This window comes from Cellulosimicrobium sp. 22598 (genome assembly GCF_052044445.1).
GTDB classification, from domain to species: domain Bacteria; phylum Actinomycetota; class Actinomycetes; order Actinomycetales; family Cellulomonadaceae; genus Cellulosimicrobium; species Cellulosimicrobium cellulans_G.
Map to the genome: position 1 here is coordinate 204,835 of NZ_JBQEMZ010000006.1, position 13,522 is coordinate 218,356.

At 74.1% G+C, this 13,522-nt stretch carries 12 protein-coding genes; all 12 read right to left on the bottom strand.

All coding sequences use genetic code 11. The annotated features are described in order from the left end of the window. Nucleotides 1-6 precede the first annotated feature (6 nt). A complete protein-coding gene (locus tag ACTJIY_RS08825) occupies nt 7-345 on the bottom strand; it encodes a P-II family nitrogen regulator (protein ID WP_253051268.1) in 339 nt (112 codons plus the stop codon). Next, entirely contained in the window at nt 342-1,655 is a 1,314-nt protein-coding gene (locus ACTJIY_RS08830; RefSeq protein WP_253051267.1) for an ammonium transporter, read from the bottom strand. Before ACTJIY_RS08830 ends, ACTJIY_RS08825 begins: the two co-directional genes overlap by 4 nt. 225 nt (nt 1,656-1,880) lie before the next feature. After that, complete coding sequence (ftsY, locus tag ACTJIY_RS08835) at nt 1,881-3,053, bottom strand: signal recognition particle-docking protein FtsY (protein ID WP_253051266.1); 1,173 nt, start codon at nt 3,051-3,053, stop codon at nt 1,881-1,883. A gap of 63 nt (nt 3,054-3,116) precedes the next feature. Further along, nucleotides 3,117-3,497 carry a hypothetical protein gene (locus ACTJIY_RS08840; protein WP_253051265.1) on the bottom strand — a complete coding sequence of 127 codons (381 nt, stop codon included), beginning with the start codon at nt 3,495-3,497 and terminating at the stop codon, nt 3,117-3,119. A 150-nt stretch (nt 3,498-3,647) separates the two neighbouring features. Continuing rightward, nucleotides 3,648-7,205 (bottom strand): chromosome segregation protein SMC, encoded by a 3,558-nt coding sequence (smc, locus tag ACTJIY_RS08845; protein WP_440674954.1) that lies wholly within the window; start codon nt 7,203-7,205, stop codon nt 3,648-3,650. Between the two features lie 145 nt (nt 7,206-7,350). Beyond that, entirely contained in the window at nt 7,351-7,803 is a 453-nt protein-coding gene (gene ndk, locus ACTJIY_RS08850; protein ID WP_440674953.1) for a nucleoside-diphosphate kinase, read from the bottom strand. 67 nt (nt 7,804-7,870) lie between these two features. Continuing rightward, on the bottom strand, nt 7,871-8,365 hold the full coding sequence (locus tag ACTJIY_RS08855) for a DUF4233 domain-containing protein (RefSeq protein WP_308202275.1): 495 nt from the start codon (nt 8,363-8,365) through the stop codon (nt 7,871-7,873). Between the two features lie 4 nt (nt 8,366-8,369). After that, complete coding sequence (locus tag ACTJIY_RS08860) at nt 8,370-10,097, bottom strand: MDR family MFS transporter (protein ID WP_253051262.1); 1,728 nt, start codon at nt 10,095-10,097, stop codon at nt 8,370-8,372. A 117-nt stretch (nt 10,098-10,214) separates the two neighbouring features. Next, nucleotides 10,215-10,883 carry a TetR/AcrR family transcriptional regulator gene (locus ACTJIY_RS08865; protein ID WP_440674952.1) on the bottom strand — a complete coding sequence of 223 codons (669 nt, stop codon included), beginning with the start codon at nt 10,881-10,883 and terminating at the stop codon, nt 10,215-10,217. A 96-nt stretch (nt 10,884-10,979) separates the two neighbouring features. Beyond that, on the bottom strand, nt 10,980-11,717 hold the full coding sequence (gene dhaM, locus ACTJIY_RS08870) for a dihydroxyacetone kinase phosphoryl donor subunit DhaM (RefSeq protein WP_353708115.1): 738 nt from the start codon (nt 11,715-11,717) through the stop codon (nt 10,980-10,982). Next, the gene (dhaL, locus tag ACTJIY_RS08875) at nt 11,714-12,358 is read right to left on the bottom strand and encodes a dihydroxyacetone kinase subunit DhaL (RefSeq protein ID WP_439159082.1); all 645 of its coding nucleotides are present in this window, start codon (nt 12,356-12,358) and stop codon (nt 11,714-11,716) included. The genes dhaM and dhaL overlap by 4 nt, the downstream gene beginning before the upstream one ends. 70 nt (nt 12,359-12,428) lie before the next feature. After that, nucleotides 12,429-13,424 (bottom strand): dihydroxyacetone kinase subunit DhaK, encoded by a 996-nt coding sequence (gene dhaK, locus ACTJIY_RS08880; protein WP_253051258.1) that lies wholly within the window; start codon nt 13,422-13,424, stop codon nt 12,429-12,431. Between the last annotated feature and the right edge of the window lie 98 nt (nt 13,425-13,522).

Consider the following 13,522-nt stretch of genomic DNA (forward strand, 5'->3'; position numbering starts at 1 on the left):
GTCGCCTCACAGGGCGCCGGGGCCGTGCTCGCCCGTGCGCACGCGGGCGACGTCGTCCACCGGGACCGTCCAGACCTTGCCGTCGCCGATCTTGCCGGTCTGCGCCGCCTTGACGATCACCTCGGTGACCGCGGTCGCGTCGGCGTCGTCGACGAGGACCTCGACGCGGACCTTGGGCACCAGGTCGACCGTGTACTCCGCACCGCGGTAGACCTCGGTGTGGCCCTTCTGGCGCCCGTAGCCGCTGGCCTCGCTGACCGTCATGCCCCGCACGCCCGCGGCCTCGAGCCCCGACTTCACGTCGTCGAGCCGGTGCGGCTGGATGATTCCCGTGACGAGCTTCATGCCCGCACCTCCTTGATGACGCTGCCCTGCTGGATGGACTCGTACGCCGTCTCGCCGTGGACCGCGAGGTCGATGCCGCCGACCTCGGCGTCCTCGCTGACCCGCCAGCCCATCGTCGCCTTGAGGATCAGGCCGATGACGAGCGTCGTGGCCGCCGAGAACACGATGGCGACGAGGGCGATGAGGATCTGCACGACGAGCTGCTGCGCGCCGCCGCCGAAGAAGAGGCCCGTGTCGGTGGCGAGGAAGCCGATCGCGACGGTACCCCAGAGGCCCGAGACCAGGTGGACGCCGACGACGTCGAGCGAGTCGTCGTAGCCGAAGCGGTACTTGAGACCCACCGCGAGCGCGGAGAGCGCGCCGGCGACGAGGCCCAGGACGATCGACGTCACGGGGTTGAGGGCGCCCGCGGCCGGGGTGATCGCGACGAGACCCGCCACGACGCCCGACGCAGCACCGAGCGACGTCGCGTGGCCGTCGCGGATCTTCTCCGTGAGGAGCCAGCCGATGATGCCCGCCGCGGTGGCGCTCGTCGTGTTGACCCACGCGAGTCCGGCGGTCTCGTTCGCACCGAAGGCCGAGCCGGCGTTGAACCCGAACCAGCCGAACCACAGGAGGGCCGCGCCGAGCATGACGAACGGCAGGTTGTGCGGGCGCATCGGCTCCTTGCCGAAGCCCTTGCGCTTGCCGATGAGGATCGCGAGCACAAGGGCCGCGACACCGGCGTTGATGTGGACGACGGTGCCGCCCGCGAAGTCGATCGGCGCGACCGTGGCGGCGCCGTCCGTCACCCCGAAGACGCGTGCCGCGAGGCCGTTCTCGTTGCCCGAGAGGAAGCCGCCGCCCCAGACCATGTGGGCGAGCGGGAAGTAGGTGACGGTGACCCAGATCGCCGTGAAGGTGAGCCAGGTGCCGAACTTCACGCGGTCGGCCAGCGCACCCGAGATGAGCGCGACCGTGATGATCGCGAACGTCACCTGGAACGCGATGTCCACCACGTTCGGGTAGTTGCCGAGCGTGCTCGCCACGGCGCTGCCGTCGGCGTCCGTGATCGCCCCCGAGAGGCCGAACTGCGCGAACGGGCTGGCGACGAGGCCGCCCGTCCCGGCCTCGCCGTAGGACATCGACCAGCCCCACAGCACGTAGACGACGCCCACGACGGCCATCGCGCCGAACGACATCATCATCATGTTCAGCACGGACTTGGCGCGGACCATGCCGCCGTAGAAGAACGCCAGTCCGGGCGTCATCAGGAGCACGAGGGATGCTGAGGTCAGCATCCACGCGGTTGCCCCGGTGTCCCACTCCATCGGATCATCTCCCCTCGCCAGCCGGGCGGCCGGTCGGGGACTACGGTGGTGCGGGCGGGTTTCCCCCGCGGTGTCACCGTGTTACGCGGGTGTGACAAGCGTTCCTCGGACGTAAACGTTCCGTTTCACCGCCCCTTCACACCTCCGGGGACCTCGTACCGCGTCCGGATCGCGACACGCTCGTGATCGGAGCGTGACACGACCGTGACCCGTGGACGTCGCCCGTCAGTCGCCGAGGAGCCCGTCGACGAACTGCTCCGGGTCGAACGGGGCGAGGTCGTCGGGTCCCTCCCCCAGCCCGACGAGCTTCACGGGGACGCCCAGCTCGCGCTGCACCGCGACGACGATGCCTCCTCGAGCCGTCCCGTCGAGCTTCGTCAGGACGATCCCCGTCACACCGGCGACCTCGCCGAACACGCGCGCCTGGTTGAGACCGTTCTGCCCCGTGGTCGCGTCGAGGACGAGGAGGACCTCGGAGAGCGGCGCCTCCTTGGTGATGACGCGCCGGATCTTGCCCAGCTCGTCCATGAGGCCCTGCTTGTTCTGGAGCCGGCCGGCGGTGTCGACGAGCACGACGTCCACGCCCTCGGCGCGACCCCGGCGCACGGCGTCGAACGCCACGGCGGCGGGGTCGGCGCCGTCGCGGTCCGAGCGCACGGTCGGGACGCCGACGCGCGAGCCCCAGGTCTCGAGCTGGTCCGCCGCCGCGGCCCGGAACGTGTCCGCCGCGCCGAGCACGACGCTGCGGTCCTCCGCGACGAGCACGCGCGCGAGCTTGCCGACCGTCGTCGTCTTCCCCGTGCCGTTCACGCCGACGACGAGCACCACGGCCGGCACCGGGTTCCCGTCCTCGCCGGCGTGGGGCGACGTCGCGAGCGACCGGTCGAGCGACGGGTCGACGAGCGCGACGAGCTCCGTGCGGAGCAGGTCGCGCACGCTCGCGGCGTCCCGGACGCCGAGGACGCGGACCTTGGTGCGCAGCGCGTCGATGAGCTCGCCGGCAGGACCGGCGCCCACGTCCGCGAGCAGGAGCGTCTCCTCGAGCTCGTCCCAGTCGTCCTCCGCGAGGTGGTCGCGCGAGAGCACGGAGAGGAGCCGGGCGCCGAGCGGCGAGCCGGAGCGCGCGAGGCGCTCACGGAGCCGGACGAGGCGACCGCCGACGGGCTCCGGCCGCTCGACCGTCGGCGCGGGAGGCGCCTCCTCCACGGGCGGGGCCTGCACCTCGGCGCCCGGGGGCGCCGTCACGGGCTCGCGGGTCGCCGGCGGCTCGGCGGGTGCGGTGGGCGGGGGCTCGACGACGTCGCGGCGACGCCGACGGACCGACACGGTCCCGAAGGTGACGAGGCCGACGAGGAGCAGGACGCCGAGGACGATCCAGAGCGGGAGGAGGTCGTTCACCCCGGAAGTCTCTCAGACGAGGGCGGAGGCCACGCGGCGGTCACGCCCGTGGTCCCGCGGTGGTCACGCCTGAGGGGGACGCTCTCCCGTGTGCAGCGGCCGCACGCGCTCCCGCGCGCGGTGCAGGACGTCGGTGAGCTCCTCCGCGTCGACGTACGCGTTCGACGTCACCTCGGTCGCGGTGAAGAAGTCGTCGATGCTCGTGTCGACCGGCCGAGGCATGCGCACGGTCCCGACGTGGTGGGCGTCCAGGTTCCCGCGGCGACGCCGCCGACGCAGCCCCGAGCGGAAGTCGCGCCAGAACGCGCGCATCCCCTGCTCGCCGGAGCGGTCCCCCGCCGCGCCCGTGGCCTGGGCCTCCGAGCGCGCGACGACGCTCGCGAACAGGAACACGACGGCGGCGACGCCGAGCGTGAGCCCCAGCCACACGAACATCCAGACCATGAGGTCCAGTATCCGGGTCGACGCACGCGGCGCGACCCGTGCCACGCCGTGCCGTCCGATCGGCACCACATCTTCACAAGGCCCGGAGTTCCAACGTTTCTCCAGCGTCCGCCCAGGTCGCGCACGTGCCGTGCGGCGGCGTGAGCCCGCTCACACGGGGACCTCCTCGCGCGTCTCGTTCATCCGCTGGCTGATGACGGTCGTCACGCCGTCGCCGCGCATCGTCACCCCGTAGAGGGCGTCGGCGATCTCCATCGTGCGCTTCTGGTGCGTGATGACGATGAGCTGCGAGTCCTCCTGGAGCTCCCGGAAGATCTCGAGGAGCCGGCCGAGGTTGACGTCGTCCAGCGCGGCCTCGACCTCGTCCATGACGTAGAACGGCGAGGGCCGGGCCTTGAAGATCGCGACGAGCAGCGCGACCGCGGTGAGCGAGCGCTCGCCGCCGGACAGGAGCGAGAGCCGCTTGACCTTCTTGCCCGCCGGCCGCGCCTCGACCTCGATCCCGGTCGTGAGCATGTCGTCCGGGTCCGTGAGCACGAGCCGCCCCTCTCCGCCGGGGAACATGCGCGCGAACACCCGCTCGAACTGCTCGGCGGTGTCGCGGTACGCGTCGGCGAACACCCGCTCGACGCGCTCGTCGATCTCCTTGACGATCTCCAGGAGATCGGCACGCGACTTCTTGAGGTCGGCGAGCTGGTCCGCGAGGAACTTGTGCCGTTCCTCGAGCGCCGCGAACTCCTCGAGCGCGAGCGGGTTCACCTTGCCGAGCCGACCGAGGTCCCGCTCGGCGGCCCGGAGCCGCTTCTCCTGGGCCGCGCGGTCGTAGGGCACGGTGCGCGGCTCGTCGTCGTCCGACGCGACCGGGACGTCGCGGTGCGGGCCGAGCTCCTCGACGAGGACCGCCGGGTCGAGGCCGAGCTCGTCGACGCTGCGCGCCTGGAGCTGCTCGATGCGCAGCTGCTGCTGCGCGCGCGCCACCTCGTCGCGGTGCGCGACGTCGGTCAGCTCGCGCAGGCGGGAGGCGAGGTCGTCGACCTCGCGCCGGGCAGCGGTCACGGCGGCGTCGCGCTCCGCGCGCGCCGCCTCGGCGGCCGCGCGCTCCTCGCCCGCGCGGGCGAGGGACCGGTCGACCGCGCCGAGGGCGCGCGCCGCGCCGTCGCGCACGGCCGACGCGCGCTCAGCCTGGCGCACCCGGGCGGCCTCGCGCCGCGCGGCCCGCTCGCGCGCCTCGCGCTCCGCCGCGGCGGCCCGGGCGAGCGACTGCGCCCGGCCGGCCACGGCGCGCGCGCGTTCCTCGCTGGTCCGCAGCGCGAGACGCGCCTCGGTCTCGGTGGTGCGCGCCGCCGACGCGAGCGCGAGGAGACGGTCGCGCTCGGTCGTCGCGTCGGCGACCGCCTCCTCGGACTGCTCCGGGGCCGCCTCCGCGACGTCGAGCCGCGCCACGAGGTCCGCGAGCACCTCGCGCGCGTCGTCGAGCCCCTGCGACGCGCGCTCGAGCGAGGTACGCACGCGCTCCGCCTCCGCCGCGGCCGAGCGCGCCGTCGCGCCGAGGTGTCCGAGCTGTTCCGCGACGGCCGCGAGCTGGGCGTCCGACTCGTTGAGCCGGTCGAGGGTGTCGTCGTACCGAGCGCGGGCCTCCTGCGCGGCGTCGCGCGCGCCCACGAGGGCGAACCGCGCGCGCTCCCCCCGGGCCGCGGCGTCGTCGTGGGCGGCGCGCGCCTCGTCGAGGGCGGCCTGCAGGTGCAGCACGCTCGGAGCGGAGGCCGACCCGCCCCACGCGCGGGTCGTCGCGAGGAGATCGCCGCCGCGCGTCACGACGGAGATGCCCGGGTGCCGCGCCACGAGGGCGCGCGCGTCCGCGAGGTCCTCGACGACCGCGACGTCGGAGAGCAGCGCGCGCACGGCGCCGCCGACGCCCCCGCCGACCGTCACGACGTCGACGACCCAGCGCGCGCCGTCCGGCAGGGCGACGTCGCCGTGCACGCTCCCGTCCGCCCCGTCGGCCGCCACGACCAGGCCCGCCCGTCCGGCGTCCTCGGTGCGCAGGTAGCGCAGCGCGTCGACGGCGGCGTCGACCGACTCGACGGCGACGGCGTCCGCGGCGGGGCCGAGCGCCGCAGCCACGGCGTCCTCGTACCCGGCCTCGACGCCGAGCAGCGCCGCGAGAGACCCCACCACCCCGACGCCGTCGGCCGCGAGCAGCGCGCCGGCGCCGTCCTTGCGGTCCAGGCTCAGCTCCAGGGCCTCGATCCGCGCGCTCCACGTGGCACGCTCCTGGTCCGCCACGGAGGCCTCGTCCTCGAGCTCCCGCACGACCGTCGTCGTCCGCTCGACCTCGTCCGCTGCGGCCTCGTGCTCGGCGTCGAGGCCTTCCTCGCCCTCCTCGGCGCCGACCACCTGGGTCTCCAGCACCGCGAAGTCCGTGCGCGCCTGGGTGCCCCGGTGCTCGGCCTCCGCCAGCGACTCGCGGAGGCGCCCGATCTCCGCCTCCGCGGCCTCGACCCGCGAGCGCTGCGCGGCGACCTGGCCCGCGAGGCGCGCGAGGCCCTCCCGCCGGTCGGCGGCACCGCGGAGCAGCGTCGCGACCGCGCGCTCGGCCTCGCCCGCCGACCGCTCGGCGTCCTCGCGGTCCGCGACGGCCGCCGCGAGCGCGTCGCGCGCCCGGACGACCTCCGCCTCGAGCTCGGCCTCGGTCGCGCGCACGCGCTCCGCCTGGGCCTCGAGCTCGTCGGGGTCCTGGCCCCGCTGGGCGGGCTCCGGGCGACCGAGCAGGCGGACCCGCTCCTCCGCGAGCGTCTGCGTGCCGCGCAGGCGCTCGCGCAGGGACGACAGCCGGAACCAGACGTCGGTCGCGGCACCGAGCGCGGGCGCCGCCTCCGCGGCCTCGCGCTCGAGCCGGCCGAGCCCGTCGCGGGCGGTGGCGAGCGCCCGCTCGACCTCCGCCTGCTGCGCGCGCAGCGCCGCCTCGTCCGCGATCTCCTGCTCCAGGGTCGCGGTGAGCTGCGCGAGGTCGTCCGCGAGCAGGCGGGCTTTGGCGTCGCGCAGGTCCGCCTGGATCGTCGCCGCCTTGCGGGCGATCTCGGCCTGGCGTCCCAGCGGGCCGAGCTGGCGGCGGATCTCCGTCGTGAGGTCGGCGAGGCGGGTGAGGTTGGCCTGCATCGCGTCGAGCTTGCGGAGCGCCTTCTCCTTGCGCTTGCGGTGCTTGAGGACGCCCGCGGCCTCCTCGACGAAGCCGCGGCGGTCCTCGGGGGTCGCGCGCAGGACCGCGTCGAGCTGCCCCTGCCCGACGATCACGTGCATCTCCCGGCCGAGGCCGGAGTCCGAGAGGAGGTCCTGGATGTCGAGGAGGCGGCACGCGGCGCCGTTGATCGCGTACTCGGAGCCGCCGCTGCGGAACAGCGTGCGGGAGATCGTCACCTCGGTGTAGTCGATCGGCAGCGCGCCGTCGGTGTTGTCGATCGTCAGGGAGACCTCGGCGCGCCCGAGCGGCGGCCGCCCGGACGTCCCGGCGAAGATGACGTCCTCCATCTTGCCGCCGCGCAGCGTCTTGGCGCCCTGCTCCCCCATGACCCACGCGAGCGCGTCGACGACGTTGGACTTGCCCGAGCCGTTCGGCCCGACGACGCACGTGACCCCGGGCTCGAAGCTCAGCGTCGTCGCGGACGCGAACGACTTGAAGCCGCGCAGCGTCAGGGTCTTGAGGTGCACGGACCCGAGCCTAGTGGCGGCCCCCGACGAACCCGCGGATCTGCGCCCCGCGCGGCCGGACGCCGTCGGCAGGGGCGCCGGGACGCAAGATGCCCCGCCCCGGCCGGTGCGGCCGGGACGGGGCGCGGTGCCGCGTGACGGTGCGTCAGCCGAGCTCGGGGAACCAGAGCGCGATCTCGCGCGCGGCGGACTCGGGCGAGTCGGAGCCGTGGACGAGGTTCTGCTGGACCTTGAGGCCCCAGTCGCGACCGAGGTCGCCGCGGATGGTGCCGGGCAGGGCCTCGGTCGGGTTCGTCGCGCCCGCGAGGGAGCGGAAGCCGGGGATGACGCCCTGGCCCTCGGCCACGACCGCGAGGATCTTGCCCGAGAGCATGAAGTCGACGAGCGGCTGGTAGAACGGCTTGCCCTCGTGCTCGGCGTAGTGCGCGGCGAGCAGCTCGGGCGTCGCGTCGAGCAGGCGCACGGCGGCGAGCGTGTAGCCCTTGGCCTCGACGCGCCGCAGGATCTCGCCGGACAGGCCGCGGCGGACGCCGTCGGGCTTGACGAGGATGAGGGTGCGCTCGATGGTCTCGGTCAGTGCGGGTGCGACGTCGGTCATGGTCGCCGAGCCTACCGGCCGCGCGGGCGTGCGGGACGCCGTGACCACCGGGCCCGTGGGGCGCGCCTCAGTCGGCGTTGGGCGCGGTCTCGGGGTGCTCGGCGTCGTACGCGGCGCGCTCCCGGTCGATGCGCCCGCCGAGCCGGATCGAGACGACCCACAGCACGACGAAGAGCCCGCCGACGACGAACATCATCGGCACGACGAGGCCGAACGCCAGGACCGGCACCTGGACGACCGACCCGGCGACGTAGCCGCCCGGCGTGCCGACCATGCGCGAGAGGACGACGAGCACGACCGCGAGGGCGCCGCCCACGAGCCAGATCGACGTCGCGCTCGGCAGCTCGAGCGGCCCGCGCGAGTACGGCACGTCCCGCAGCCCGTAGGCGACGAGCGTGGCGAACACCACGAGGAACGCCTCGAGCAGCAGCGTGGTGGACGCGAACTGGACCTTCGCGGGCTTCTTGGGCTTGATCCGGTCGCCCGGCGAGGGGCGCACCGGGCCCGCCGCGCGGCCGTAGCGGGACGGCTGCGCGGCGGGCTGCGACGGCGAGGTGCTCACCCGGTCAGGATACCGGCGTGGCGTCGCGGCCCCGGTCCTCCGGGTGGTCGCCGCCCGCCCCCGCGGCTCCCGCGGTCACGACGGCCGGGGCCTCGCCCGCGCCGTCCTCGACCGGCACCGGGGCGTCCTCGACGAGGTCGCCGTGGTCCGCGACGGCCTCGCCGCGCGCGACCATCCCCGCGACGTCAGAGAGCTTGACCTCGCGCAGGAAGAGCGCGAGGACGAACCCGACGAGCACGAGCGGGACGAGGTACCAGAAGGCCGGGGCGAGCGCGTCCGTGAACGCGTCGACGACGCCCGTGTGGATCGGCTCGGGGAGCTGCTGCACCATCTCGGGCGTGAGCGAGGCCCCCTCGGCACCGGCGGGGGCCGAGCCCGCGGGCAGGCCCGCGAAGACGCCCTCGAGGTTGTCCGCGAGGCGCGACGTGAAGATCGTGCTGAACAGCGCCGTGCCGACGGCCGCGCCGATCTCGCGGAAGAAGTTGTTCGCGCTCGTCGCGGTCCCCAGCTCGTGCGGGTCGACGGCGTTCTGGACCGCGAGGACGATCGTCTGCATGACGAGGCCCATGCCGGCGCCCATGACGAAGATCATGGCGCCGAAGAGCCACATCGACATGTCCCCGGTGATGCGCGTGAGCCAGATCATGCCCGCGGCGGTGATGGCGAGCCCGACGACCGGGAACACCTTGTAGCGGCCGGTCTTGGTGATCGCGATACCGGACCCGATCGCCGTGAGCATGACGCCCGCCATCATGGGCAGCAGGAGGAAGCCGGACTCGGTGACCCCGGCGCCGGTCGACATCTGGAGGAACGTCGGCAGGAACGCGAGCGCCGAGAACATGCCCATGCCCAGCACGAGGCCGATGAGCGTCGCGATCGTGAACGTCCGGTTCTTGAAGAGGTGCAGCGGGAGCAGCGGCTCCTCGGCACGGTTCTCCACCACGACGAACGCGGCGATCGACACGATCACGACCGTGACGAGGCCCAGGAGCCACGGGTCCGACCAGTCGTAGCCGCGCGAGCTGGTGAGGGACTCCCAGCTCGTGACGAGCACGATGCCGGACGTGGCGACGACCATGAGGAAGATCCCGGCGACGTCGATCTTGCGGCCCGAGCGGTGCGACGGGAGCTTGAGCGCGACCCACGCGACGACGAAGGCCGCGACGCCGATCGGCACGTTGATCCAGAACGCCCAGCGCCAGCCCGGCCCCTCGGTGAACCAGCCGCCCAGGAGCGGCCCGATCACGGCCGCGATGCCGAACAGGGCGCCCATGGGACCCATGTACTTGCCGCGGTCCTTCGCGGGCACGATGTCCGCGATGATCGCCTGCGACAGGATCATCAGACCGCCGCCGCCGAGGCCCTGCACGCCGCGCCAGGCGACGAGCTCGGGGAACGACTGCGCGAACCCGGCACCGGCCGACGCGATGGTGAAGAGCCCGATCGCGACGAGGAACGGCCACCGACGACCCCAGAGGTCGCCGAACTTGCCGTACAGGGGCATGACGATCGCGATGGCCAGGATGTAGGCCGTGATGACCCAGCCCTGGTGCTCGACGCCGTGGAGCTCGCCGACGATGGTCGGCATCGCGGTGCCGACGATCGACTGGTCGAGGGAGGACAGGAACATCGACGCCATGAGCGCGCCGAAGATCACCCACACGGTGCGCGGGGTGAGCACGACGAGCGGCTTGGCGCCGTCGACGGGGGGTGCTGCGGTGGAGGAGGCCATGAGGATCCGGTTCGGTCAGGACGGGCGGGCGCGCGCCGACGGGCGCGGCCCGTCGTCGGGTGGGGAGCTGGTGAGGCGGTGGAGCGGTGGTGGTGCGGTGGCCCGCAGGGCGTGCGGCTAGCGGGCCACGGGATCAGGGGCGCGCGTTTCCGCCAGGAGCGCGCGGAGCTGGGCGACGACGGTCGGCAGGTGGTCCACCGGCTCGCCCTCGCGGTCGCGCTGCTGCCACTCGAGGGTGCTCGCGCGCAGCAGGCTCATGACCACGAGGGCCAGGAGCTCGGGATCGGGGACGAAGGGCCGGACGGCCCGGCGTGCGACGAACATGTCGACGAGCTCCGCGCGATGGCCGTCGACCCACGCGACGTGCCGCGCGACGAGCTGCGGCTCGCGCTGGACGAGCTCGAGCGTGCGCGCCATGCGCTCGGGCGTGACGACCTGGTGCCCGAGCACGTCGGCGACGACCACCTCGAGGTCGTCGAGCAGGGCGCCCGTCGGGCCGCCCTCGACGAAGGCCGCGACGACCTCCGGGCGCACGGAGAAGTCCTCCAGGCCGAGCACGGCGTCGTCCTTGGAGGGGAAGTAGTTGAAGAACGTGCGCGGCGAGACCCCGACCTCGGCACAGATGTCCTCGACCGTCACCGCGTCGAAGCCGCGCTCCAGCACGAGCGTCTGCGCGGCCTCGACGAGCGCCTCCCGTCGGGCGCGCTTCTTGCGCTCTCGCAGACCGCCGGGAGACGGCGCGAGGCACGTCGCGGCCCGCTCGACCAACGAGGGGCGAGCGGGCACGTCAGGGAGAGTCAGGGGCACCCGTGTATTCTTGCACCCTCTGCAATTTTGCATCAACTGCAATATGGCGTGACGCCCGTCACACCGGGGTGCCGGTCAGACCTCCCCGAATCCGCCCTCCACGGCCTCGACGACCGCGCGCACGGCGTCGGCGGCCTGGGGTCCCTCCCCCGTCACGGTGAGGTCCTGCCCGCCCGTGGCCCCCAGCTTCATGAGCTCGAGGACGCTCGCGCCGTTGACCCCGTCGATCGCCACCGTCGCGTCGAAACCGGCGACGAGCCGCGCGAGCACCGCGGCGGGGCGCGCGTGCAGGCCGAGCGGGTTGCGCAGCGCGACGACGGCGCGCGTCGCACCGTCCGCGGGAGGCTCCGCCCGGGTCGCAGACGCCTCCTCGGCGGGAGCTCCGCCGGCGACCGCGAACGTGCCGCCCGCATGCTCGGCCGACGCGAGCACCTCCGCGACGTCGCCGCCACCGTGCGCGGTCACCGCCGCCGCCACCGCGCCCTCGACGAACGGGGCGTCGGCGAGCCGGACCCTCCCGTCGAACCCGTCCTCCATGTCCAGCACCGACTCGACGGTCATGACGGCGGAGCCCAGGTCGGCGAGCACGACCACGCCCTCCGCGACGGCCAGCGCCTCGTCGAGCGCCGCGGACACCCGGTCGTAGCTCGTGCCGAGCCCGCCGTCGTCGGTCCCTCCCGCGGCGAGCAGCAGCACGCCGGGAGCCATCTGCGCGGACAGCTCGACGGCACCCTCGGCGAGCCGCTGCGAGTGCGAGACGAGGACGAGCGCGACGCGCGCTCGCGCCCCGACCGGCCCGGCGGCGCCGCTCACGCCGTCGCCGCGTCGCGCGCGGCCTCGAGGAGGATCGCGGTCGAGGTCGCCCCCGGGTCCTGGTGCCCGGCGCTGCGCTCACCCAGGTAGCTCGCGCGGCCCTTCGTCGCGACGAGCGGGACCGTCGCCTCGGCGCCCGCGCGCGCCGCCTGCGCGGCGGCGGCGAGGACGTCGCCGGTCGACGCCCCGGCGTCCGCGGCGGCCTCCGCGGCGTCCACCGCCGGCTGCCAGGCGTCCACCATCGTCTTCTCCCCGACCTGCGCCTTGCCACGGGCGGTGATGCCCTCCAGCGCGCCCTCGAGGAGGGCCACCACGCCGTGGGCGTCGAGCTCGGCCAGGCCCGTCACCTTCGCCGCACGCAGGTAGGCGGTGCCGTAGAGCGGCCCCGAGGCGCCGCCGACGGACGACATGAGGGTCGTGGCCACGAGCTTGAGCACGTCGCCGATCTGACCCGGCGGCTGGTCCCCGGCGGCCGTCCCGTCGAGCTTGGCGACCACCGCGCGGAACCCCCGGTCGAGGTTCTCCCCGTGGTCGCCGTCACCGATCTGGCGGTCCAGCTCGGTCAGCTCGTCCCGTGCCGCCGCGATGCGCTCCGCGCTCAGCCGCGTCCACCGGTCCGCCCAGGCCACGTCCAGCGTCATGCCCCACCTCTCCTCGCCGTCGAGCCGGCGGTCCGCCGGCCCCTCGGAGACTGCACGCACGGGCGCCGCCTCACCAGCGCAGCGCAGCCGTGTGGACGGGAGCGTCCCACAGGGCGGTGAGCTCGTCGTCCAGGCGCAGCACGGTGACCGACGCACCCTGCATCTCCAGCGACGTGACGTAGTTGCCGACGAGCGAGCGCGTCACCCGTACGCCGCGCCCCTCGAGCAGCCTCCTCGCCTGACGATAGACGACGTACAGCTCGGACAGCGGCGTACCGCCCATTCCGTTAACGAACAGCAACACGTCCTCGCCGTCCGACAGGCCCAGGTCGTCGGCGACGGGGTCCACGAGCCGCTGCGTGATCTCGTCCGCCGAGGCCAGCGGGATGCGGTGCCGGCCCGGCTCACCGTGGATGCCGATCCCGATCTCGACCTCGTCGTCGCCGAGGTCGAAGCTCGGCTTGCCGACGTGCGGGACCGTGCAGGCGGTGAGCGCGACGCCCATCGAGCGCACGTTCGCGACGACGCGGCCCGCGATCTCCGTCACCGCGCCGAGGTCGTCGCCGCGCTCGGCCGCGGCGCCCGCGATCTTCTCGACCGCGACCGTCCCCGCGACGCCGCGCCGGCCGGCGGTGTACAGCGAGTCCTCGACCGCGACGTCGTCGTTGACGAGGATGCTCGTGACCTGGGTGCCCTCCGCCTCGACGAGCTCGACCGCCGTCTCGAAGTTCAGCACGTCGCCCGTGTAGTTCTTCACGATCGCGAGGACGCCCGCGCCCGAGTCGGCGCCGAGGATCGCCGGGACGATCTGGTCCGGCGTCGGCGACGTGAAGACCGCGCCCGGGACCGCGGCGTCGAGCATCCCCAAGCCGACGAAGCCCGCGTGCAGCGGCTCGTGCCCGGACCCACCGCCGGAGACCAGCCCGACCTTCCCGGGGACCGCACCCCCGGCCCGCGAGACGTAGGGCGGCGCGAGGTGCACCTCCACGAGGTCGGCGTGCGCCTGGCCGAACCCCTCCAGGGACTCCGACACCGCGTCCTGGGGATCGTTGAGCAGCTTCTTCACCGGTCATCCCTCCATCGGTCCGTGCGCCCGGTGCTCCGGACGCCGACGACCCCCGTCCGGCGTGTCCGTCGCCGTCGTCGCCTCCATCAAACACCCGG